The organism is Saprospira sp. CCB-QB6 (genome assembly GCF_028464065.1).
In the GTDB taxonomy this organism is placed as follows: domain Bacteria; phylum Bacteroidota; class Bacteroidia; order Chitinophagales; family Saprospiraceae; genus Saprospira.
This window is the reverse complement of record NZ_CP116808.1, coordinates 80,293-102,859: the sequence shown is the minus strand read 5'-3', so window position 1 is coordinate 102,859 and position 22,567 is coordinate 80,293. Positions and strand designations below refer to the sequence as shown.

20 protein-coding genes are annotated in these 22,567 nt (G+C 45.0%); 6 read left to right on the top strand and 14 right to left on the bottom strand.

Annotated features, from left to right (window positions below; all coding sequences use genetic code 11):
• Window positions 1–69: 69 nt before the first annotated feature.
• From PPO43_RS00425 to PPO43_RS00410, 4 genes are all read right to left on the bottom strand, one after another.
• Window positions 70–2,097: a M1 family metallopeptidase gene (locus PPO43_RS00425; protein WP_272619795.1), complete on the bottom strand. Its 2,028-nt coding sequence runs from the start codon at window positions 2,095–2,097 to the stop codon at window positions 70–72.
• 226 nt (window positions 2,098–2,323) lie between these two features.
• Window positions 2,324–3,535 carry an NAD(P)-dependent malic enzyme gene (locus PPO43_RS00420; RefSeq protein WP_272619793.1) on the bottom strand — a complete coding sequence of 404 codons (1,212 nt, stop codon included), beginning with the start codon at window positions 3,533–3,535 and terminating at the stop codon, window positions 2,324–2,326.
• 343 nt (window positions 3,536–3,878) lie between these two features.
• A complete protein-coding gene (locus PPO43_RS00415) occupies window positions 3,879–4,901 on the bottom strand; it encodes an IMP dehydrogenase (protein WP_272619791.1) in 1,023 nt (340 codons plus the stop codon).
• Window positions 4,902–4,990: 89 nt separating this feature from the next.
• The gene (locus PPO43_RS00410) at window positions 4,991–5,734 is read right to left on the bottom strand and encodes a leucine-rich repeat domain-containing protein (RefSeq protein WP_272619789.1); all 744 of its coding nucleotides are present in this window, start codon (window positions 5,732–5,734) and stop codon (window positions 4,991–4,993) included.
• 228 nt (window positions 5,735–5,962) lie between these two features.
• On the opposite strand from PPO43_RS00410, the gene PPO43_RS00405 reads away from it, so the two are divergent.
• Both PPO43_RS00405 and PPO43_RS00400 read left to right on the top strand, forming a co-directional pair.
• On the top strand, window positions 5,963–6,499 hold the full coding sequence (locus PPO43_RS00405; RefSeq protein ID WP_272619788.1) for a hypothetical protein: 537 nt from the start codon (window positions 5,963–5,965) through the stop codon (window positions 6,497–6,499).
• Between the two features lie 315 nt (window positions 6,500–6,814).
• The gene (locus PPO43_RS00400; protein ID WP_272619786.1) at window positions 6,815–7,207 is read left to right on the top strand and encodes a hypothetical protein; all 393 of its coding nucleotides are present in this window, start codon (window positions 6,815–6,817) and stop codon (window positions 7,205–7,207) included.
• Window positions 7,208–7,264: 57 nt separating this feature from the next.
• Here PPO43_RS00400 and PPO43_RS00395 read toward each other — a convergent pair whose 3' ends face one another.
• From PPO43_RS00395 to PPO43_RS00385, 3 genes are all read right to left on the bottom strand, one after another.
• Window positions 7,265–7,630: a phasin family protein gene (locus PPO43_RS00395; RefSeq protein WP_050981184.1), complete on the bottom strand. Its 366-nt coding sequence runs from the start codon at window positions 7,628–7,630 to the stop codon at window positions 7,265–7,267.
• Window positions 7,631–7,726: 96 nt separating this feature from the next.
• Window positions 7,727–8,143 carry a phasin family protein gene (locus PPO43_RS00390; protein ID WP_272619782.1) on the bottom strand — a complete coding sequence of 139 codons (417 nt, stop codon included), beginning with the start codon at window positions 8,141–8,143 and terminating at the stop codon, window positions 7,727–7,729.
• Window positions 8,144–8,483: 340 nt separating this feature from the next.
• Window positions 8,484–9,803: a TolC family protein gene (locus tag PPO43_RS00385; protein ID WP_272619780.1), complete on the bottom strand. Its 1,320-nt coding sequence runs from the start codon at window positions 9,801–9,803 to the stop codon at window positions 8,484–8,486.
• Between the two features lie 417 nt (window positions 9,804–10,220).
• Between PPO43_RS00385 and PPO43_RS00380 the strand changes: the two genes are divergently transcribed.
• The 3 genes from PPO43_RS00380 to PPO43_RS00370 are packed head-to-tail and all read left to right on the top strand — an operon-like array spanning window position 10,221 to window position 13,580.
• Window positions 10,221–11,438: an NAD(P)/FAD-dependent oxidoreductase gene (locus PPO43_RS00380; protein ID WP_272619778.1), complete on the top strand. Its 1,218-nt coding sequence runs from the start codon at window positions 10,221–10,223 to the stop codon at window positions 11,436–11,438.
• Window positions 11,439–11,450: 12 nt separating this feature from the next.
• Window positions 11,451–12,587 carry a lipoprotein N-acyltransferase Lnb domain-containing protein gene (locus tag PPO43_RS00375; RefSeq protein ID WP_272619776.1) on the top strand — a complete coding sequence of 379 codons (1,137 nt, stop codon included), beginning with the start codon at window positions 11,451–11,453 and terminating at the stop codon, window positions 12,585–12,587.
• Window positions 12,588–12,608: 21 nt separating this feature from the next.
• Window positions 12,609–13,580, top strand: a complete 972-nt coding sequence (locus tag PPO43_RS00370; RefSeq protein WP_272619774.1) for an endonuclease/exonuclease/phosphatase family protein — start codon at window positions 12,609–12,611, stop codon at window positions 13,578–13,580.
• A gap of 654 nt (window positions 13,581–14,234) precedes the next feature.
• Here the strand turns inward: PPO43_RS00370 and PPO43_RS00365 are convergent.
• The 5 genes from PPO43_RS00365 to PPO43_RS00345 all read right to left on the bottom strand — a co-directional run bounded on the left by PPO43_RS00365 (window position 14,235) and on the right by PPO43_RS00345 (window position 19,992).
• Window positions 14,235–15,170 carry a hypothetical protein gene (locus tag PPO43_RS00365; RefSeq protein WP_272619772.1) on the bottom strand — a complete coding sequence of 312 codons (936 nt, stop codon included), beginning with the start codon at window positions 15,168–15,170 and terminating at the stop codon, window positions 14,235–14,237.
• A 375-nt stretch (window positions 15,171–15,545) separates the two neighbouring features.
• Window positions 15,546–16,607 (bottom strand): endolytic transglycosylase MltG, encoded by a 1,062-nt coding sequence (gene mltG, locus PPO43_RS00360; protein WP_272619770.1) that lies wholly within the window; start codon window positions 16,605–16,607, stop codon window positions 15,546–15,548.
• A gap of 185 nt (window positions 16,608–16,792) precedes the next feature.
• Window positions 16,793–17,608 carry a 3-methyl-2-oxobutanoate hydroxymethyltransferase gene (panB, locus tag PPO43_RS00355; protein WP_272619768.1) on the bottom strand — a complete coding sequence of 272 codons (816 nt, stop codon included), beginning with the start codon at window positions 17,606–17,608 and terminating at the stop codon, window positions 16,793–16,795.
• Between the two features lie 157 nt (window positions 17,609–17,765).
• On the bottom strand, window positions 17,766–18,362 hold the full coding sequence (locus PPO43_RS00350) for a riboflavin synthase (protein ID WP_272619767.1): 597 nt from the start codon (window positions 18,360–18,362) through the stop codon (window positions 17,766–17,768).
• Between the two features lie 46 nt (window positions 18,363–18,408).
• Window positions 18,409–19,992: an amino acid ABC transporter substrate-binding protein gene (locus PPO43_RS00345; protein ID WP_272619766.1), complete on the bottom strand. Its 1,584-nt coding sequence runs from the start codon at window positions 19,990–19,992 to the stop codon at window positions 18,409–18,411.
• 304 nt (window positions 19,993–20,296) lie between these two features.
• Here PPO43_RS00345 and PPO43_RS00340 point away from each other — a divergent pair, with 304 nt between their 5' ends.
• Window positions 20,297–20,695 carry a DUF7793 family protein gene (locus PPO43_RS00340; RefSeq protein ID WP_272619764.1) on the top strand — a complete coding sequence of 133 codons (399 nt, stop codon included), beginning with the start codon at window positions 20,297–20,299 and terminating at the stop codon, window positions 20,693–20,695.
• Here the strand turns inward: PPO43_RS00340 and PPO43_RS00335 are convergent.
• Together PPO43_RS00335 and PPO43_RS00330 are read right to left on the bottom strand one after the other, a co-directional pair.
• Window positions 20,692–21,888, bottom strand: a complete 1,197-nt coding sequence (locus PPO43_RS00335; protein ID WP_272619762.1) for a 5-methylcytosine restriction system specificity protein McrC — start codon at window positions 21,886–21,888, stop codon at window positions 20,692–20,694. The genes PPO43_RS00340 and PPO43_RS00335 overlap by 4 nt on opposite strands.
• A gap of 6 nt (window positions 21,889–21,894) precedes the next feature.
• Window positions 21,895–22,494 (bottom strand): pseudouridine synthase, encoded by a 600-nt coding sequence (locus PPO43_RS00330; protein ID WP_272619760.1) that lies wholly within the window; start codon window positions 22,492–22,494, stop codon window positions 21,895–21,897.
• Between the last annotated feature and the right edge of the window lie 73 nt (window positions 22,495–22,567).

Below are 22,567 nucleotides of genomic sequence, written 5' to 3'. Positions count from 1 at the left end.
GTCTGGCGCTTCGCGCCACCCCTGCACATCGCTAGGCCAAATGGACGTCCTGCAAAACGCAAAATGGACCTAGTCTACCCATTTGTAATCCCCCAAAAGAAGCTGTTCTATATAGTAGTAACCAGTTTCGCTTTTCCCCGAATGGATATAAGGCCGCCATTCTTGCCCCGCCGCTTTACGATAATAGAGCTCTGCAGATGGATTAGGCTGTTCTAAGGCTAGCTCCACAGGAACACTAGCTCCTTTTATCCGCCCTTTAATTTGCCAGTAGGCAGGGCCTTCGGCCGCTGGATAATAGGCCAAATGTAGCTGCTCATCCTGCAAACACGGCCGCTTAAAATGAACTGCTTTTATTTTGAGCAAGCCCAAGTCCTGCTCCTGATTATTCCACTCTTCAAAAAACTGATCAAATCGGGCCTGTACTAAACTTTGTTCTGGATTTATCCAAGCATAGACTACCTCTGCCGCTAGCCCTTCCCAACTCAGTTGCTGCTGCTTTTGATTAAGCAATATTTCTCGATCTACATACTCTCCATTGGCCAAAAATAGACGAACCTTTAAAGGCAGGTTCTCATAAAGGCTATCCCGCCCAATTAATTGTTGCTCAATGGTTAATTTAAAACTATTGGCCCCAATTTCTTCTTCCACAATATGCAAACTGGGCCAACCTGCCTGCCACAACCAATTTTTGAAAAAAGGCTGCATATCTCGCTCTAATTCTTTACTCAAAAACTGGCAAAAGCCCTCGGTCGATAAATTCTGATAGGCAAAACTATCCATAACGGCCTGCATTCCCTGCCGAAAAAGATCATCTCCTAAATAATGTCTTAAATTATGAGCCACCAAACTTCCCTTTTTATAAACATGCGTGCCATAGGTATGGGCCCAAGGGACTCCCGCAACAGGCCGATGTCCGCCCTCTCTCTTGGGGGCAACATATAAACTCAAAGCCAAATTTTGTTGCAAAACAGGCAGGGCTTCAGTTCTACCATAACAAGCTTCCTTAAACAGAAATTCGCAATAGCTGGCAAAACCTTCATTGATCCACATATCTTCGGCCTTGGCACAGGTAACCAAATTTCCCCACCAATGATGAGATAGTTCATGGGCCATTAAACGCTCTTGCTTCAAACTTCCATCTACTGCATAACGAGGATAGGCAATTAGACTGGCATGCTCCATAGCGCCAGACATAAAAGGAACCACACAAAAACCTACTTTGGACCAACGGTAAGGACCAAACCAATACTCAAAAGCCGAAAGCGCCTGAGGCAAATGAATAAAGGAAGCTACTGCCTTTTGACTATCTTCTTTTGGAACGACTAACGCAATAGGTATGCTTGAATTTATGCCTGCAAAAACTTGCGTTATATCACTGTAGTCCGATACAGCTATAGCCGCCAAATAGCTTGGAATAGGCTCTTTTTGTTCCCAGATTCTTTGCCGTAACCCATTGTCTAATAATAAGTCTTGAACCAAAATCCCATTAGCATAGCCTTCTAAATTGACTTTTGTAGTTAACGAAATTCTATAAGTTGATTTATCTTGAAAGTTATCAACGCAAGGAAACCAAATTCGCCCATAATTATGGGGATTATCTGAAAAGCCTACGCCCATATTATAAGCAAAACCCTCTTCAAAATAAAAGCCACCCCAGCTTTTGTCTTCTTGGGGAGCCCCTTCGTATTCTACTTCTACCGTTATAGGTTTGTCTAGATTGTATCTTTTGGGCAAGGAGATAATCAAAAGGGGATCCTTGTGTTTAAAAGGCCGTTTTTTGCCATTGATGCGTAGCTCTTGAACCTTTAATCCTTGTAGGTCCAATTCTATTTCTTTTAGGCCCAAGCGCAAAAGTTGAATTTGCAATTGGGCTTTAGCTTTTAAGAAGCGTTGGTTAGGGTCTAAGAGCTCTAAGTCTAAATCATAGGCTAGCACATCCATATCTTGTAGCCTATGTAAACTTGATTTTTGAAAGGCTTGTGCATCCCAACCCTCTTTCCATGCAGCCTCTCTAAGGGCTTGACAGTCTGGGCAATGCTGAGCTGTCACAGAAAAAAAGAATAAGGAAAATAATAGCAGGGGAAATTTTTTAATCATTTTTCATTTTTTTTGGACCAACAAGCAGCAGTTTGCTTTTATGGGCCGTTTTAAAAGAAAGAAATTACAGCAAACTGTTCGTACTATTTCTGAAATAAAGGCAAAATTATAAAAGTGATTCTGGGCAAGAGGGTCACTTTTTCTTTTTTTTAGGAGAGCTTTAAGCAAAAAAGACCCAATTGCCTGAGCAATTGGGTCTTTCTCCATAGATAAAGCGGCCAAGAAACTAGCCATTATATCCAGTCATGGGATCAGGTAATCCCATTTCTGCCAAGGCAGCCTCCTTAACGGCTTTGGCTACCTTGTAGGCAACTACCTCATTAAGTGCTGGAGGAATGATCATATCGCGAGTGGGTGGATGCACACAATCGGCAATAGCATAAGCGGCGGCCAATTTCATTTTAGGCGAAATTACTTTGGCGCGTGCATCTAGGGCACCACGGAAAATGCCAGGGAAGCCCAATACATTATTCACTTGGTTGGGAAGATCTGAGCGACCTGTTCCCACTACAGCAGCTCCTCCCTTATAAGCCTCTTCGGGCATAATTTCGGGAGTCGGGTTGGCCAAGGCAAAAATGATAGGATCCTTAGCCATGGTACGGATGTCATCAGCTGTAAGAATATTTCCTACACTTACGCCAATAAATACATCAGCTCCTACAATAGCATCTTTGATTGAACCCGATTTGTGTTTGGGGTTGGTATAGCCCAAAGTAGCTTGCTTAGAGCTGTTGAGATCTTTACGATCTCTACTGATAATTCCCTTACTATCGCAAAGAATAATTTCTTTAACAGGAATACAAGCGGTGTTGTTCTCATTGTCGATACAACGCAAAAGACGAGCAATAGCTACTCCAGCAGCCCCTGCGCCATTGATGACTACAGAAAGCTCTTCTAGAGGTTTGTCCACCAATTTGGCAGCATTGATTAAGGCGCCAAGGACCACAATTGCAGTACCGTGTTGGTCATCATGGAAAACGGGAATGCCCAAATCTTGTAGGCGCTCTTCCACCTCAAAACTCCGAGGAGCGGCAATATCTTCTAGGTTGATGCCACCAAAGACAGGAGCAATGCGACGAACCGTCTCTACGATTTCATCTACATTTTGAGTGTTCAAGCAAATGGGAAAGGCGTTGATATGGCCAAATTGGCGGAACAACATGGCCTTACCTTCCATTACGGGAATAGAGGCTTCTGCGCCAATATTTCCTAGGCCCAAAACAGCAGATCCATCAGAAACGATGGCTACAGTATTACTCTTTAAGGTATATTCCCAAACTTTCTCGGGATCTTTGGCGATTTCAATACAAGGGGCAGCTACTCCTGGAGAGTAGACCAAAGAAAGGTGCTCACTGGTGCGCACATCCATTTGATTGCGGATGCCAATTTTTCCTTTCAGTAAGCTGTGAAGTTTCAGCGATTCTTCTGAATAATTCATGAATAAACTAGCTTTTATTGTCCCAAAATAGGGTGTTGATGGTGTTGTTTAGTTGATTGTTTGGCAATCAATTGCTTAGCTACGAACAGTTGTTCGCTGATGGGCTAAGTTAAACTTATATTTCGGCAATAGTAGCTTTTTTGTTTTTTTTCTGACTTTTTGGGCCCTCGCGTCTCTTTGGACCAAACTATTTTTGGAGGAGACAGGGCCGAAGGCCCGCAGGCCTAGCGATGCGGCGGGGTGGCCGAAGGCCAGACCAAGGAGCCGAAGGCGCCGCAGGGCCGAGCAGAATTGCGAGCCCCAAAGCGTAGCGCCGCAGCTTTGCTGCGGAGGCCCCAAAACATCATCCTCTATCGGTAATGAGTTCTACTTGTCCAATAAAATCTTCTAGTTGGAGTTTGCCTGTATAGCTCATGGCAGATTGCAGGTAGCTGCGCAAATTGAAGAGGAAATCGGGTAGGCTATATTGGACCTTTTGTAGGCTGCGACGGCCTTCTACGGCTCGTCGGCCAATTAGTCCCTGTTGGGCATAAGCGGGCTTGCTATGTAGCGCTTTATATTCTTTTTTGAGGGGAAGTCCAAGGCGAAAGGCTAATTTGGCTAGCTGGCTGGGCAGGGGGATTTGGTTAAATAAATAGGCTTGGCCAGCCGATTCTAGCGATTGGTTGATTAGGCTACCCATCATGACATAATCGGCTCCGCAGGCTAGGGCCATAATGGCATTGGCATAGGAAGCGATGCCTCCATCGGCGATAATTTTGGGCGCCTGGGGCAGTTGGTTGGCTAGGGCTCGGCTTTCCATAATGAGGGAAGCGAGAGGGTAGTGAACGCCGGTAAAGCTGCTGGTGGTGCAATTTCGGCCCCCGCCAATGCCCAAGCGAAGATAATCTACCCCTGTTTCCGCTAGACGTTCAAAAGTGCGTGGATGGCCGATATTTCCAGCAATGAGCAGCATTTGCTGGCCATATTCCTTTTTGGCAGCCAGACAAAGTTCATAGACCCGTTGGAGGTGGCCGTTGGCGGTATCGATAAGAATAGCATGCTGTCGGTTGAGCTTTTTGCCCAAGACCAAAAACTCCTTATTAAACTCTTCCAGTCCCATAGAAAGGAAAAGTTGCCCATTATACTGTTCTTGTAGCTCGAAGAAATTGGAGGGGAGATTTTGGTAACGAGGAAAACAGACCTGCAGGCCTTGTTCTAAGAAAAACTGATAATTGTGCTCAGCAACCACAGTAGACATGGGGGCGGCAAAAAATGGCGATTGTCCAGACGCATAATGTGGAATGCAGTCTGTACGGCTATTTAATTGGGCCTCCAAAGCAGGGACGATCATCAAATCGTTGTAGTGGTAAGCTGTTTTAATCATATCGGTTTTGCAGATGCTATTTTCGGGCAAGCAAAAAGGCGATAAGCCCTTTAGCCTACCGCCTCTAAGTAGAAGAGATGGATTGGCAATTAGAAGTATATTTTGGTTTGGGGAAGGGCCGTTTTGAGCGCTTCTAGATCACTTTGGCTTAGCTCATTATCACTAAGGTCAAGGACCTTGAGTTGTTTGAGGGCCAAAAGTCCTTCAGGAATGCTCGTCAGTTGGTTTTCATTGAGATAGAGCTCTTCGAGCTGTTGAAAGTTGGCCAAGTTACTGGGCAAGGCTTCCAAATTGCACCAAGCAAGATTGAGCGTTTTGAGCTGCTTGCATTGGTCTAAGGCCGAAAGACTTTCTACTGCAATTCGATGATTGCCCTCCAAACTCAGCCATTCGAGTTCTTGGAGCTGGCCAAAATCTTGCGGCAGTTGATCAATCTGAATGCGATGAATAAACAATTTGCGCAAATTCTTGAGCTCGCGAACCTCTGGCCAAATCTCTTGGATAGAAAGAGCCGGGTTTTGCCCCAAATCTAATTCCTCTAACTTCTGTAGCTGCCTAAAGGTAGGCGGTAGATGCTCCAAATTATTATGCCCCAAATATAGAATGCGCAACTCTTGTAGTTCGGCAATCGCCTGAGGCAGCTGGCTGTAATCCAACTTATAATAAAGGTCCAACTTCTTTACCTGATCGGCCTGCTTGAGGGCAATCATCAAGGACTCAAAAGTCTGAAACTCATCGGCAGTTTGCTCCTTTTCTTTAACAAAGCCAAATTCTTGAGCCTGTAGGGCCGAAAGTAGACTGCAACAAAGTAGAAAACTGAAAAGTGCTCGCATCTTAACGGAATGAAAAAAAATGTTAAAAAAAGCGTTTCTTAGGGCCCTGATTCTGCTTGACCTTAGCTAAATTTACAAAAAACTACTAGGGGGAAAAGCCCGCGCTTGCCTAGCAGCCGCGCTTTTTGTAGACTTAAACTTTAGCTAAACTACAAATGCCCTATCTATCGCCCTTTTCAATTATATCTAGCTTTATAGATTTAATCTAAACTTAACAAGCCTTTCGTTATGCTTTTTAGATTCTTCCTCCTTTTTCCACTTTTTAGCTTGGGGCTATCCTTTTACTTTTGTTGGGATTATTTGGAGCAATGGAAGGGCGAGCTCTTTAGCCTACAACTTTTAGGTATCCTCCTCTTTCTTCTCTTCCAATTGCCGCTTGCGCTCTGGGCCTTTTTGCAGCGCAAACGCGAAAATTTAAGCGCAGGACAAGCCAATTGGAGCTATTGCCTTGGCATTTTACACCTGCTCCCTCTCTTGCTCTACGGTAGTTGGGCGCTGCACAGAACAGACTATATTCATCTGGTCCTGCTCAATAATGGTATGGCCGAGCTCCAAAATATACAGCTTGAAGGCTGTAGCCACAATCAACTAAAAAACCTGGCCGCAGGAGATAAACAATCTATCTGGATCCAAATCGAAACGGACTGCCACCTACAACTCTACTTTAATTGGGCCAACCAAGAGACCGATAGCCTATTGCTTGTGCCTTATACCACAAGAGGATTGGGCGAACGACTCGATATTTCTATCAGCCCAAGTTTCTAAAAAAACAAAAGCATTCTTCCTTTTTTGGGGCCCGCGGCCGGCTAGCCTTCGGCTAGGTCGGCCGCCGCTATGCTTCGCGGCTCGCAGGTCTGCTCGGCCCTGCGGGCTGCACTTCGTTTGCCCTTGGTCTGGCCTGCGGCCACCGCTGCGCAGCGCTGGGCCAAAGCTACTCAGTCTGCAAACTGGAGAAAGACAAAAAATATTTATTATTTAAATTTAGCCTAAAGAGTAACCTATTTGCAATAAGTTGCGTTTTAATAATAGATAGTTAATCTGTCACAAACCCCATTTTTTAATTCCAAAATTTCCCCGATTATGAAAAGCTTCATTATATACTTTATTTCGCTTCTTTTTCCTATATATCTAATTGGACAAAACGAGCGAACCATAGTACAAACTTTTATTGAGTCGCCAGACCAACTTACGGTACAAACAGACCATGAGATTGAAGCAGAACCTTGGCGCGAAGATTACATCCGCTTATATACTTACGTAAAAGTAGGAGAGGAGCACGGAAATGTACTCAAGAAATTATTGGTTTTAGGTCGTTACGATTGGCAGATGAAGGGTGAAATACTCTATATGCCCAAGATTGACAAACAAGTTTTATTGAACAACAGCCTTGTGGAAGAAGATATTCGCATTAAAATTCGATATCCACAAAATATGCAACTCAATCTGCCTAATAATGGCCAAACAGAATTTTAAAACAAAGGGGCTATCGGATTTTTCCGATAGCCCCTATTTTATAGTTGAGTAGCTAGACTACTGCTCTTTGTCTTCTTCTGTTTTGGCTTTAGCCGCTTTGCGCTGGGCCTCTAGCTCTTTGGCCAATAGCCCCAATTTTACTTCTAAGGACTTGACTCGACGCTCTAGCTTTTCATAAGCATCGCCCTGTGGCAAATTGAGCTTGGCCAAAACGCCATCAATCATATTTCTAAATCTTCCTTCGTAGTTCTCTCGGCTGTATTCTGTGTTTTTTACCACATCCTCCACCACTTTTTTGCCCTCTTCTTCCGATAATTTTCCTTTAGAGACTAGCTCGTCAACCACATTTTGCAAACGCTCCGTCGTGCTAGCCACAATCCCTACCGCTGTGTATAAGGTTTTGCGGACAATCTTCTCCATCATAACAAATAAACTCTAATATTAAACAAAAAAGGGCCAACCGAAGCTGGCCCACTGATTTTTGGTGATGCACTTTAAAAAAGTGCTTTGCAGCTGTTTTTATACTCGCTCGCTGCTCTCGCTTTCTTCCGCCAATTCTGTATTGGCTTTTACTAGTTCGCTAAGACGCTCTTCCAAGCGCTCAATGCGTTTTTCAATGCGCTCATGCTCATCTCCCTTGATGAAGTTGAAGCGCTCAATGGCGTTTTCTACAAGCTTGCGTAGACGGCCCTCTAGTTCTTCTAGACGATTGTGGGGCTGCTCCGGCTGAGCCTCATCCGCTACCGCTTCGCCTTCTACTGGTTCGCTTTCGCCTTCTTGGGGAGCCGCAGGGGCTTCTTTGGCCTGTACCTCTTGCTCTTCTTGGTATTGTTTCCCTTTTTCTACAAGGTCGTCAACAATGTCTTTGACCTTCTCAGTGGTAACAACCGCTAAACCAAGACCCGCTTGCATGGCCTTTTTAAATAGATCGTTCATAGGATTAGAATTTGACTTGATTTTTGGTGATCGTCAAGCTTTTATGTTGCTCAACACTACAAAGGTATTATAAAAAATCTACAATTCTAAACCCGATTTCTCAACTTTCGCCTAAAAATAGTAATTAGCATTTTGGATGAAAATATTTCTGCTAAATCCATCTATGTAGAAAAAAAGAGTTTTAAAAGAAGTTATTTTGAATTTAATTAAAAATCAACTGTTAGTTGTGACTAATTCGCAAATTTAATGGGTTTTAACATTCTTGTGCTCGCTTAAAATAGAAAAGCAGGATTCTTCCTTTAGAATCCTGCTTTTTCTTTACGTCTGTTAGTTTACTGTTTTAGCGCAAAAGCTGACCAGAAAGGAGCAATAGATCAAATTCTGTTTGTTTAGCGCTTAAGAAGGCATTTTGCACATTATTATACGCATTGATATAGTTAATCTGAATGGTCCGGTAGTCAAAAAAGTTGAGGGTGTTGGCTTTGAAGCGCTCACTCGCAATTTCTAGGTTTCGACTAGAGTTGGCTAATAGTTGCTGGCTAAGGGCATAGGTTTGTCGCTGGTTTTCATAAAGGGCCAAAACCGTATTTAAATTTTGTCCCAATTGCTGCTCTAGATTGAGAATAGTCAATTGACTAATTTCTTGATTGAGTTTGGCAATTTCAATAGCTCGTCTTTGCTTCCCGCCATTATAGATATTATAACTCAGGTTGATATTGAGTGCGCCAGAGAGTGTTGTTCCTCCTTGCCAATCACCACTTACTTGAGCTCGGTTGATTTGACTAATATTAAGCTGCTCACTAATATTAGCTCCCAAACTCACCGTAGGCAAAAGGGCCGCTTCCTGAATGGCAATGTCAATATCTGCAGTTTGTTGGCGAATGCGCTCACTCGCAATCTCCCGATTGTTTTGAAGGGCCACCTCTAATAAAGAGTCAAAGTTATAGCGCGGGAGCTCATAGCTCAACTCTCTTGGGAGTACAATCTCTTTGGCCGAAGCCCAATCTTGCCCCATGGCCAAGGCCAAGTTTTGCTGTGCATTTTCAAAAGTGGTGCGCTGAAGCATCCACTGAATAGAGTCATTGAGGTAAGCATCTCTAATTTGGAGGAGGTCAAACTCTGTTGCTTGTCCATAGGCCCTACGAGCCTCTATATAAGCAATCTTGTCCTGAGAAAGGGCCAAGAGTTCTTGCTGCGATTTGAGCCGCTCTTGCTGAATCTGCGCATTGAAATAAGCCTTGGCCACAGTTTGGCTAATGGTCTCTAAACTGCGATTGGCCTCCGAATTAGCCAATTCTTCTTGCAAACCCAAACGGTCTTTAGTCAGACGAATGCGCCCGCCCTGATAGAGTGCCCACTGCAAATCAACAGCAGCTGTTCCCCCGGTCCCCAACAATTGGGCACCATTAAGGAAAGAGGTGGGGTTTTGCACATTGCTGTAACTGTTGGCATTGCTTACCGTCGCCGTAATTTGAGGGTAACGGCCCGCCTCTCCCCAGTGATTCTGAACTTCCGCAATTTTTTTGTTGGTGGCCGCAATTTTAGCGGTATAATTTTGCGATAAAGCTTTTTCAATGGCTTCTTCTAAGGTTAATACTTCTTGAGCCTGTAAGCTCCAAGCACTTATAAATACAAGCGCCGCAGTTAAATATACTTTCACGTTAAATGAATTCGTAATGACTAAATAGGCTAATTTTCAGCCTTTGGATAGCACAAAAAAACTAAGTTCAGGCTTAGAAAACAAATGTACCGACATCTAGTTGGACTTAAGAAAGCATTAAATAATAGGAATTGGCTAATTAGTTGGCAGAACTGCCCTTTTTTATCGACTCTTTTGCGAGCGAAGCGAGCCGCCCGCTGGCCAAAGGCCAGTTTTTATGGCCTAGCGATGCGGCGGGGTGGCCGAAGGCCAGACCAAGGGCGGAACAAAGTGGAGCCCGAAGGGCCGAGCGAATAGCGAGCCCCAAAGCGTAGCGCCGACGAGCGAAGCGAGGCGGAGGCCCCAAAAAAACAGTAAAAAAAGCCTTAATCTTAGGGCAATCTTTGGGAAGCTTGTATTTTTGGCCAAAATGACAAAATGAAAGTATATATAGTTGGCGGCGGGGCTGCCGGTTTTTTTTCGGCCATACAGATTGCAGAAAACTGCCCCTCGGCGGAAGTGCATATTCTGGAAGCAGGGCAGCGTTTTTTGCAAAAAGTAAAGATTTCTGGGGGTGGGCGTTGTAATTTGACGCATGCTTGCTGGACGCCCAAGGAGTTGGTGAAGCATTATCCTAGAGGCGAAAAAGCTTTGCTCGGTCCTTTTCATCGCTTTGCTTGTGGTGATACGATGGATTGGTTTGAAAAGCGTGGCGTGCCGCTAAAAATTGAAAATGATGGTCGGGTTTTTCCCCAATCTAATAGCTCACAATCTATTGTAGATTGCCTGATGCAGGCCGCTGAGGCGGCAGGGGTGCAACTGCATTTGCAGCAGCGAGTAAGCCAAATTAAGCCTTTGGAAGAAGGCGGATATTTTTTAGCGACCAAAGGCGGGGCCGAATACAAAGCCGATAAATTGGTCTTGGCCGCAGGCAGCAGCGCCCCAATTTGGGCGATTTTGGCCGAAATGGGACTGAATATCGTTCCGGCGGTGCCCTCTCTGTTTACCTTTAATTCCAAAGATTTTCGCCTCAAGGGCTTGCCGGGCCTATCGGTTCCTCAAGCCGAGGTAGAAGTATTGGGCCAAAAGAATCTGAAGGCTCGTGGTCCGCTCTTGATTACACATTGGGGCTTGAGTGGCCCTGGCATTCTTCGCCTCTCGGCTTGGGGCGCAAGAAAATTGTTTGATATAGATTACCGCTTTAGTTTGCGTGTGAATTGGCTGGGCTGGGAGCGCCAAACCCTAGCCGAAGAATTGCAATTGCTCAAAAAGGATTGGGCCAAAAAACAATTGAGCAAAACGAGCCCTTTTAGCGAAATTCCCAACCGTCTTTGGCGGCGCTTGCTCTATGCGGCAGGGATTAAGGAAGATAAAAGCTGGGCCAACTTGTCGAAAAAAGAACTCTTGGGCTTAGAAGAAGAACTGACGGCCTGCGAAATAAAAGTAGCGGGTAAATCGACCTTCAAAGATGAGTTTGTAACTGCCGGAGGCGTCGATCTCGACCAAATAAATTTTAAAACCTTTGAAGCCAAGGACTTTAAGGGCCTTTATATCGCTGGTGAATTGCTCAATATTGATGCAATTACGGGAGGCTTTAATTTTCAGGCAGCTTGGACGGGTGGCTGGAGCATCGGACAAGATTTTCTCCCCAAATAAATAAGATTTCTTATGCGCATATTTTTTTTGCTTCTTTTTTTCTGTCTGTTTTCGAGCCTGAGTTTTGCGGCTCGCCCCCTTTCAGAATCAGCCAAATTTAGCCTAATCACCTGCTCGCCTGGAACAGAGGTCTATAGCCTGTTTGGGCATTCGGCCCTGCACCTTAGCGATCCCGATCAAGGGATTGAGCTAGTGTATAATTATGGCACTTTTGATTTTAATACGCCCAATTTTACGCTAAAATTTATTCGGGGAAAGTTGGAGTATGCTCTCAGCCGTGCGCATTTTGGTCCATTTATGCAGACCTATGTCTATGAAAATAGAGGAGCCTACGAACAAGAAATTTTACTTTCGGCTGAGAAGAAGCAGGCCTTATTTGATGCTCTAGAAGCGCGCTTCAATTCTCCAGACCGCTATTATATGTATGATTTCTTTTATGATAATTGCGCTACCCAAATCCGCGACTTGGGCCAGCTCCTTTATGCCGAAGAGTTTATCTTGCCTCAGGCCGATAGCAGCCGCTCTTTCCGAAGCTATTTGGCGGACTATACGGCTCCCTCTCCTTGGTTAGATTTGGGCATTAAGGTTATCTTGGGCAGAGGCGCAGATAAATGTCCCTCCGTTAGCGAACAAATGTTTTTGCCCGATTATCTGGCCCAACATCTTACGAATAGTCAAACGCCAGTAGGTCCCTTTCTAGGCGAGAAAAAAGAGTTGTTGCCTTGGCCAGCAGCACATCAGCCAGGCATTAAGGACCATTACCCGCTTTTGCTCTTTAGCCTTTTGGCGGCTTTCTGCTTTGCGCTATCCATTATTCGTCCCCAATATGCCTATGTTGCCGATCGCTTGCTGTTGGCTGTGGTGGGCTTGGCCGGTGCCTTCCTTTGCTTTATGTGGTGGGGAACCGATCATGCGGCCACCCAATGGAATCTCAATATTTTGTGGCTATCGCCGGTCTATTTACCCTTGCTTTTTGGTCTCCAGAAAGTCAAGACGAATAAATTTTTTGCCGCCCTTCATGCGATACTACTCCTAAGCTATGCTCTAGCTTTGCTCAATTGGTTAATAGCTTGGCAGGCTTACCCCTTGCCTTTGTTGCCAATTTTTACTTACCTTAGTTATCGCTTATATGTTTATAAATGGGCCTAGTCTGCCCTTCAAAATATCACCATGAGTAAAGAACTAAAAATCGGCAGTTTTAATCTGCTTAACCTACAATTGCCCGAGCGGCCCTATTATAATCGTAGCTATACCTATGAAGAGTTTGAGAAAAAGCAAGCTTGGATTAGCCATCAGCTCAATAGCATGAAGGCCGACATCATTGGCTTTCAAGAGGTGTTCTCGGAGGAGGCGCTAAAGACCGTGATTCGCTCGAATCCCTATTATCGAGATTATCACATTGTCATGAGTGATCGAAAAGGGGGCTCTCCCGCTGTGGCTATCGCTAGCCGCTATCCAATTAAGGATTACGAAGTGATCCGAGAGTTTCCCGAGCAGTTGGAGGTCGATGGGCTGCTGATTCCCTTCAAGGAGTTTTCTCGCCCTTTGCTCAAATGCCAAATTGAGTACGATGATGGCCAAGATTTTCATGTAGTGGTGGCCCACCTCAAGTCAAAACGCCCCATGCTAGAAGATGGAGAGGATCGAGATGATCCCTTGGCACAGGCCAAAGGCCAAGCCAGAGCCTTGCTTTTGCGGGCAGCAGAGTCGGCAGCGGTACGGGCCGTTTTGATGGAGGTCTTGGAAAATCGCGATTCGCCTGTGGTGGTAATTGGCGATCTAAACGATACACATACTTCGGTCACTACCCGAATTATTTCTGGCGAGGCCCCTTTCCGCTACCTGCCTATGCACAAGAAGCGCAAAATCTGGGATGTTTTGCTCTATCATGCCAAGGATATTCAGGCCCGAAATTCTTATACCGATACCTATTATACGCATTTGCATAATGGACATCATGAGGCGCTAGACCATATTATGGTCAGCCAGGAGCTGGTCCGAGAGAATCCCAATCACATTGGCCGAGTGACTATGGTCCGCACCTTTAATGACCATTTACTGGACGAAACTATCTCGGAGGAACGCATTCCCAATTGGCAGTCAGATCATGCTCAGGTGGTCGTGCATATTGAAATGCAATAACCCCATAAGAAAGGGTTGAACTAGCAAACTGTCTAGTTCGACCCTTTTTTTATTGTTGTTTTGGGGCCTCCGCTGCGGCTTCGCCTTGCGGCGCTACGTTTCGGGGCTCGCTGCTCGCTCGGCCCTTCGCTTTTTCGCTTTGCTCAAAAGCTCGGTCTGGCCCTCGGCCACCCCTGCACATCGCTAGGCCGCTCAACGGTCTTTTTTCTTTGGGCGTTCTTCTTCGGCAGCCAATTCACGAGGGTTTTAACCCTCATTCATAGATAATCCCATTGTTGCTATAGGTTTCAAGCTGCAGCAACAGATAGCAGAAGGCGAAGCGGCCAGCGCTTCAGGATTTTATGTATCCGAATAAAATTTGGGCCTTTAGCCTAGTGCTCAAAAGCAGAATTCAGCCAATAATCGCCTAGGGACAAGCCCCTAGGCTAATCAAATGGAGTCAGCCCTAAAGGGCCTCAAAGGCTGATATACAGGTTATTGCAGAGCAGGTCCTTATCCAAAGGCCCTCTTTAGAGGGCTGTCTGAAAAAGCTAGCCTAGGGGCTTGTCCCTAGGCGCAGGAAAGGGCTTAAACAGTCTCGAAGGGGGAGAGGTAGACAAAAAAAGGGCAGAAAAACAATTGTTTTTCTGCCCTTTCAATAATCCTAAGCGCTACTTAGAGACTCGCCAAAATTGCATCTAGGTCCAACTCTTTTTTCAGTTGGTCTACCGCTTTTTGGGCAGCTTCCATGCCTGCTTTCAACTCTTCTAAACTGAGGTTAGCTGTAGCATCTGCTGCATTGGCGCCAGAAGATTGACTGCCTAGACGCTCGGCTAATTTCTCTAGCTTGGGCAACTGGGCCGCAATCATGTCTTTATGGCCCTGCAAACGCTCCTGAATAGGCTTTTTGCTGTTGTGGAAGGCATTGACAAATTGATTAACTTTCTCAATAACCTCTTTTGTAAAACTCAAATCAGTTTGCTGACTTTCTCCTTTCTTGAGACGAGCAGCTAGTTCCTTGACTTTGTCAAAATCTGCTTTAATTTCTTTAGAGCTATCTACTAAGGTTTTAAGCTCTTCTTTAAGCGCTTCTTTTTTACCTGCTTGTGCATTGTCTTCTGTTTGCTCCTTAGCGGCTTGTTGCTCTTCCATAGCGGCTAAGTCTACAGAAGCAGAGGCCGCATTAGAGGCTTCTGCCGCACCAGCAGCTAGCTTAAAGCCCAATTTAGCCATATTGAACATCTGCTTACCCATTTTTTGGATCTGCGCCACTTTGGCCATCCCCTGTTTGGGCATTACATTGATCTCTTCCTGACCATCAGTTTCACTTACAAAACAATGGCCTACCAAGACATCTTTTTTATTTTCTTTGAGACGAGCTTTAATTTCTTTCTTCCACTCAGGCGTTTGTTTACCGGGCAAAATAATCATGGTCTTTTTCCCCTTTTTGTCGGCAAACTCAAAGTTGGTCAATACCACAAATTCTACGGGCTGCTCTGGCCCCTTGTGCAATTTCTTTAAGCCATTAAAAAGGAGACGCACTACCTTTTTATAATCGTTAAAGGTGAGGGTCTTTAAATCCTCGGGCTTGATTTTACTAATTTTCAACATAGGCTCTTAACTATTAGGTATTTTGGCTCGGAATTTCATCTTTAAATTCCTGCCCTAAATATACAGGAAAAGGGGCTAAAATCAAACCTTTTTATTAGGCACAAAAAAAGAGGCTGTTCCTATTCGGAACAGCCTCCCCTAAAAACCCAAACAAATAAACACAAAGACAATACAAATGTACGGATCAGATTTTAATATGCAAACTATGGCTAGTTTTTTTTCAGATTTTAACAGTTTTTAGACTAAATCTATTCCTGATTATACTAGTAGACAAGTAGTTAAGCTTTTTAAAGTTCCTGTTTGTGCTATTTAGCTATGTCATTTTATTAAAAAGCGGCAACAGGAGTTCTTCTCCTATTGCCGCGTTAGTCTTGTTTATCGATAAATTTTTTGTTGGTTTAACCAACGTTGATAGCTTCGGGCATTTCTACCATGCTCTGCCGAGTTTCGAGCAAAAGCATGTTGGGCTGGCTGTCCTTCTTCTGGCGGCTTGGCACAGAAAAACCAGTAATTGTGTTTTTCGGCTTGTAAGACCGCATCAATCGCTTGGCGAGAAGCCATGCGAATGGGCCCTGGAGGCAAGCCCGCATACATATAGGTATTATAGGGCGAATCTGTGGCAAGCATATCTCTGGTCACTCGGCGAATAGAAAAATCGCCTTGGGCAAAGACAACTGTGGGATCTGCTTCTAGCTTCCAGCTTTTGCTTTGCAATCTATTGAGATAAACACCCGCAATTCGAGCCTTTTCTGGTCCATAATTACTTTCGGCATCAACAATAGAGGCTAAGGTATAGACTTCGGCTGGGCTAAGCCCCAAACTATCAGCTAGGGCCAGGCGGTTTTTGCTGGACCAAAATTTATCGTGCTCTTTTTTCATTCGCTGCATGAATTCCTCTGGCGAAATATTCCAGTACAATTCATAAGTATTGGGAATAAAGAGGGTCATTAGCGTTTGTGGGTTAAGCTGATTTTGCGCCATGAAATCAGCTTTTTGCATGGCTTCCCAGTAGGCCAAAGAATCATAAGCTAACTCTTGGCCCAAAACGCCAGCCAGCTGTTGAGGCAAACGCAAATTATTAAAGGTAAAGCGAATTGGCGATTGTCCTTTTCGCAAACGAGCAAAGAGTTCGTAATAACTTTTTAGCGTATCCTCTAAGATGTAGCGGCCTGCGGCCCCCTTGAATTTCATCTTTTCACCTACCCAAATAAAGTTGCTTTTATCTTTGAGCCAGCCCTTTTCGCTTAGACTGTCGGCTAGGCTAGTGAGGCTAGGGGCCTCTTTGAGATAAAGCGTAATTTGTTCCTTTTCTTTGGGAAAAGATGGACCAAAAATAATTTGATAGTAATAATAGGCTCCGCCAAGCGCAGCAGCGGCTCCCAAAAAAACAATCAATAAACTAATGCGGATAATCCGAGCAAGAGATTTTTTTTCCATGATAACTTTAGATGAAAAAATTCAATTTTGGCGTTTTGCAGGCCCGAAGGGCCGCAGGCTGAGGGATAGATAGCAGTGGCCGTAGGCCAGACCCAGGCGGCGAAGCCGCCGCAGGGCCGAGCGAGTAGCGAGCTGCGATACAGCCCGACCCGAGCCGATAGGCGAGGGGCAGCCCCAAAAAATACTTAGTATTGTTCTTTCTCGTTGGGGAAGTCTTGCGTTTTGACATCCTTGATATAGCGTTGGGTGGCTTCCTTCATCATTTCATACATATTGAGGTAGCGGCGCAAAAAGCGGGGATGAAAATCTTTGGTCATGCCCAGCATATCGTGCACCACCAGCACCTGTCCGTCTACATGCGGGCCAGCGCCAATGCCGATAATGGGAATGCTAACTGATTCGGCCACTTCTTTGGCAAGTTTTGCGGGAATTTTTTCCAGTACAATAGCAAAACAGCCCAACTCTTCTAGTAATTTGGCATCTTCTAGTAGCTTTTTGGCTTCAGCTTCTTTTTTGGCGCGCACGCTATAAGTTCCAAACTTATAAATAGACTGAGGAGTGAGGCCCAAATGGCCCATAACAGGAACGCCAGCAGACAAAATGCGGCTGATAGAATCGGCAATTTCGCTACCGCCTTCTAGTTTTACAGCATGTCCGCCAGTTTCTTTCATAATACGGATTGTTGAGTTGAGGGCCGCCTTAGAATCGCCTTGATAGCAACCAAAAGGAAGGTCAACGACCACAAAAGCGCGGTCTACGCCACGCACAACAGATTGTGCATGATAGATAATCTGGTCGAGTGTAATGGGGAGGGTGGTTTCATAGCCCGCCATTACGTTAGCGGCGCTATCTCCGACCAGTAGAACATCAATTCCAGCTTCATCGAGGATGCGAGCCATAGAAAAATCATAGGCGGTAAGCATGGAAATCTTCTCGCCACGCTGTTTCATACTGTGCAAAACATGGGTGGTTACTTTCTTGATTGGCTGATGTACAGACATAATTTGTATTCCTAGTTGATGAATCCCAAAAATGAGCTTTTTTAAAAGGATTACAAAGAAGTTGGGCCTTTGATTTATCTATAAAACCCTATATAGGGACAAAAAAAAGGAGGAAAGCACTGGCTTTCCTCCTTTTTTGAGCTAGATAGATCAGGCCCTAGGCATTTTGGTAAACGGCGGCATATCGGGCCACGTATTTTCCTAAAATATCAAACTCTAGATTGACCGTATCGCCTACTTTTAGTTGCTTGAAGCTGGTGTGTTCGTAGGTGTAGGGAATGATAGCGACCGAAAATTCATTTTGGCTGGGGTTGACAACGGTCAAGCTTACGCCATTGATGCAAATAGAGCCTTTATCGACCAAAAGATGCTCGGGAGCAATTTCATAGCTAAAGCGGAAATACCAGCTACCGTCTACTTCTTCAATAGAGAGACATTGGCCCGTTTTGTCTACATGCCCTTGGACAATATGGCCATCTAGGCGGCCATTATAAGGCATAGCGCGTTCTAGATTGACAATATCGCCAACTTGGAGTTGGCCCAAATTGGTCCGAATTAAGGTCTCTTCAATGGCCGTAACGGTATAGTTCTCCTGATTGCAGGCCACTACGGTCAAACAAACGCCATTATGGGCCAAGCTCTGATCAATTTTTAGCTCAGGGGCTAGGCTAGAGGCTAGCTTTAGATGAAGGTTGCTGCCTTCTTTTTCTAGGCCAATAATTTGGCCCGCATCTTCTATAATTCCAGTAAACATAATTGTTGTTTTAATGGGTGTTGTAACAGCTCAAAACCGAATAGGTTTAGTCTTCGGCCTTTTGCTGCTTTTCAACTTCTTCCTGTAGTTTAGAAATAAAGATCGAGAGGGGCTTTAGCTCATAATCCTTAAACTGCAAGAAGTGCACAAATTGGTTTTCAAAGCGATTGATTAAAGGCTTTTCGATAATTTCTTCATTTTCGAGCAAGGGACGCTCTTCAATCATTTCCTCAATGTAAAAACGGCCCTGCAAACCAATATAGGGCGCTTTGTGAAACTGTTCGGGAAAGCCCGTACCATACTTTTCTAGCATTTCGGCCAAATATAAGGTGGCATCATAGCCCATATAAGCAAATTCTCTGGGCGCAATGCCGTAGCGCTCTTTGTATTTTTTGATAAAGGCCTTGGCCTCTCGGCTGTTTTCTTGCACAAAAAAGGCATCGCTAAAATGTAGACGAAGATTTTCGTAATAATCGTAGTTGATGCGCTCGTAATATTTCCACTGTGGCATACCAATCACTAAAAACTCATAACCTTTGTGCTTCTCCACCCGATCCACCAAACTATGCAGCTCTCTCAAAGCCGCAAATACAAAGGCTTCTGATCGATAACTGGGAATAACCACAATATTTAGGGCATCTTTGCTCAAATGCTTTTTGATGCTCTCAATGCTCAAACCATTATTGGGCGAAAGATAGAAGGGCAATTTGGCCGTCAGGTCATTTTTCCCTTTTTGGTAGGCTGCCGTGATTTCCTCCACAGCTGTGCTGTCTTTTTCTTGCCCCACAATTAAGACTTTCTGCGTTTTGAGGCGATATTTTAACTCGGCTGGGGTTTGAATGCCCTCGGCCAAAAATTTCCCCATATGCTGATAATGTACAGGATAACCCGGATTGAGCTGCAAATAGAAAATGTTATTTTCTGTCACGCTAGGGTTGTTGTTAAAGGGAGAAACAACCATAATGCCGCTGTCCCGACCAAAATTTGCCGTCTTCTGAAGCAGTTTAGAACTCACTGGTCCCAAAATTACATCCGATTTCGCCAAGGCCTTACTCTTGAGTAAGCTATCTACTTTGCTCTCTTTGGCCTCGGTATCAAATACTTGTACCTTTAACGCCAACTTGCGCTTCTGCAAACTATCCAAAGCCAATTCTACTCCCTCATAATATTCTACGGCCCGCAAAGAACGCAGCGGAATCTCCGTTTTATAGTAGTTGTTGGCCAAAAAAGGCAACATAATCGTCAAGGTATATTGCTCCTTAAACTGGGCTTTTCGCATCTGATTGGGACTGCCCTCATAGATTTTTCCCGTATAATCAATCCAGCCCAAGGTGTCTTTCTGTATAGGCTGCAGCCCAATTTTGCGATACTCTACAATGATTTGCTTAAACTGAGATTCTTGCAAAGTGTCCTGCCAAACAATGGTGTCGGGCTTGAGCTTGCGCAAGCTGTCTCGGTTCGTAATTTCTGGCTTATAGCCATTCTCTACAGTGGTTTTAACGGTATCCTTATTGGTCCGAACTGTTTCTAATTCATCCGTTCCGCCCCCTCCTTTCAATAAGTGACAACTATCCAAAACCAATAAAAGGCTTATAGACGCCAGGAGTAGTCCTATTTGCTTAAAGTTCATAAACGTTATTATAAATAATCAATAGTTTGATGGGCCAAAGGTACAATTTTTTGCTGTTTTTTGGGCCTCCGCAGCAAAGCTGCGGCGCTACGCTTTGGGGCTCGCAGGTCTGCTCGGCCCTTCGCCAGCAAGCTGGCTCGGTCTGGCCTTCGGCCACCCCGCCGCATCGCTAGGCCAGTCGCTTCGCTCCTTCTAGATCCCTGTAAAGAATTTTACTTCAAACGAATTAAAAAATAATATATAGTTAAACAGTTTGCGATTAAAGCTTTAACTTCATCAGGAATAATAGTTAAACCCCTTAATTATGATGCAAGAACTAAATTCCCCTGAAGTTATTTTAAATAGCTGCCGCCTGTATTGGGCCTCCTCTGGTATTGTGACCATGTACCTAAATCCCATAGAACTAGATTTAGCCAGCGCTCAAGAAATTAAATGGACCATGAGAGATATGGCCGACCTGCGTGGCGCTCCTATCTATACTATTTTCGACGTCCGAAAGATTAAGCGCTTTACCAAAGAAGCCCGAGATTTCTTCTCTCATGATCCCTCTCCCAGAACAAAAGCCGCAGCTATTATTGTGGGTTCGGGTTTCTCTAAATTAGCCGCCAATTTTATGCTGGGCCTCAATCGCCCAAAGTTTCCCATGAAGGCCTTTAATAGTGAAGAAAAAGCCGAGGCTTTTTTACTCAGCCTTATGGATTAAAGCCGCAGACCATTCTGTAGGGCCAAAAGCAGTAAACTCTGCCCCAATTGCTTGTTCAATTGCCCATTTTGGACCAAAGGAACTTCCAATAGTCTCGCGCGCCCTTTGCCACTGGCAAAGGGCGCGCTTTTCATTTTAGCCCGCCCCAAGGGCGCTGGATAAACTAACCAGCCCTCTTCAGCGGACCACTCTTGCTGATAGGTGTATATCTGCCGTAAGTCTTGTTCGCTGGGCAAGTTCTGCTCTAACAATTTCCATTTGACCTCAATCAGAATGCGTTTCCCATAAGCATCTTCCCAACAGCAATCGGCCCGCAACTGACGGCTTTCCCAAAAGGGCTTTTGGGCCTGTAGCGATAAGGTCCAGCTTTGGGGACTAATAGCGCCTAAACTAACCGCTAAATATTGCTCAAATAATTGCGGCATGGGCAATAAAAAACTCCATAGCCAATTTTTTCCCTTTTGGGTAGAGGGCCGCAAACCCGCTAAGAACAAGCGGGCCAATTCAAAAAGTAGTTGGCCTTTGGGATTCCTAGGCGCATAGGCCACCCAATTGATTTGCAGGGGCCGAGTAGGAGCCATTGGCAATTGTTCCAAAAGGCTTTGTATCAGCTGTTTTTCTTTGGGCGCTAAGCCCTGCGCCCACATCTCTTCTAAGGTCCAAACCAATAGGAACAAAAAAGGGGGAGCTTGCTTGACAGATCGCCTCAAATAGGGCCAAAGCTGAACAGGGGGCTGCAATTTGGAAAAATCGATTTGGCCCTGCCAGCTTTTGTTGCGCCCTGCTTGATCTAACTGTTTATACTCTTGGGGGCCCTGCCAAAAGCGTTGTAATTCTGCTAAAAACTTCTGGCGATAATGGCTTAACCAAGGACCTTTTTCGCTGTCCTGTCGAGCCCAGTTTTGCCAATGGGCCAAATTCTCGGCTTGGCTGTAGGCCAAAAGCTCATGTAAAATTTGGCGGTGTTGCTGTTGATTTTTGGGAACGGCCTTTTCCAATTTGGGCAAAATTTCTACACAAAGGCTTTCGGTTTCTACCAAACCTACAAAATTGCCCCAACGCAAGCCCTGATGAATGGGGAAAACATAAGGAGAACCCAACTGCAAAAGGCTTTGTAGTTGAGCTTCATCTAAGTCAGGACCAAGATAAAGGCGGTCCTGCTCAAAAATTTGGATCTGCTTTTTGGTTTGCATATAAAGCTATTTCAATAGCTGTAGCACCTCTTCTTTATCCAATTGGAGGCAATCGCTAGGCTGCATATTTTCGGGCATGCTCCACTGGCCAATTTGCTGCCGCACCAAACGGAGAGTCGGAAAGCCAATGGCTGCCGTCATTTTCCGCACTTGGCGGTTTTTCCCCTCTTTTAACCCTAGGCGCAACCAACTGGTTGGAATATTGGCCCGAAAGCGAACAGGGGGATCCCGCTCTGGAAGAATAGGTGGCTGAGCTAAAAGCTCGGCCTTGGCGGGCAGGCAAGCATAGCGCTTTTTAGAGGGCAGCTTTATGGATAAACCGCCTGCCCGCAACTTTTCTAGATCCTCCTCCTGAGGCTGACCTTCTACTTGGACCCAATAGTAGCGCCAATGGCTATTTTTAGGATTGAGCAAACGAGTTTTTAAGCCATTGTCATTGCTTAATAGTAAGAGGCCCTCGCTATCGGCATCTAGGCGGCCAACGGGATAAACATCCTTGGGGAAAGCTAGGTCTAAATGGGCCAAAGTAATATGATTGGGTTGCTCCTGCGTAAATTGCGAGAGCATGCGATAAGGTTTATATATTATATAATAATAATGGTCCATAGTTTTGAGCGGATATTTTGCGGTGGACAGGCCCGATAGTGCCGCTGGCTGAGGGATGGAGAGGGTGGCCGAA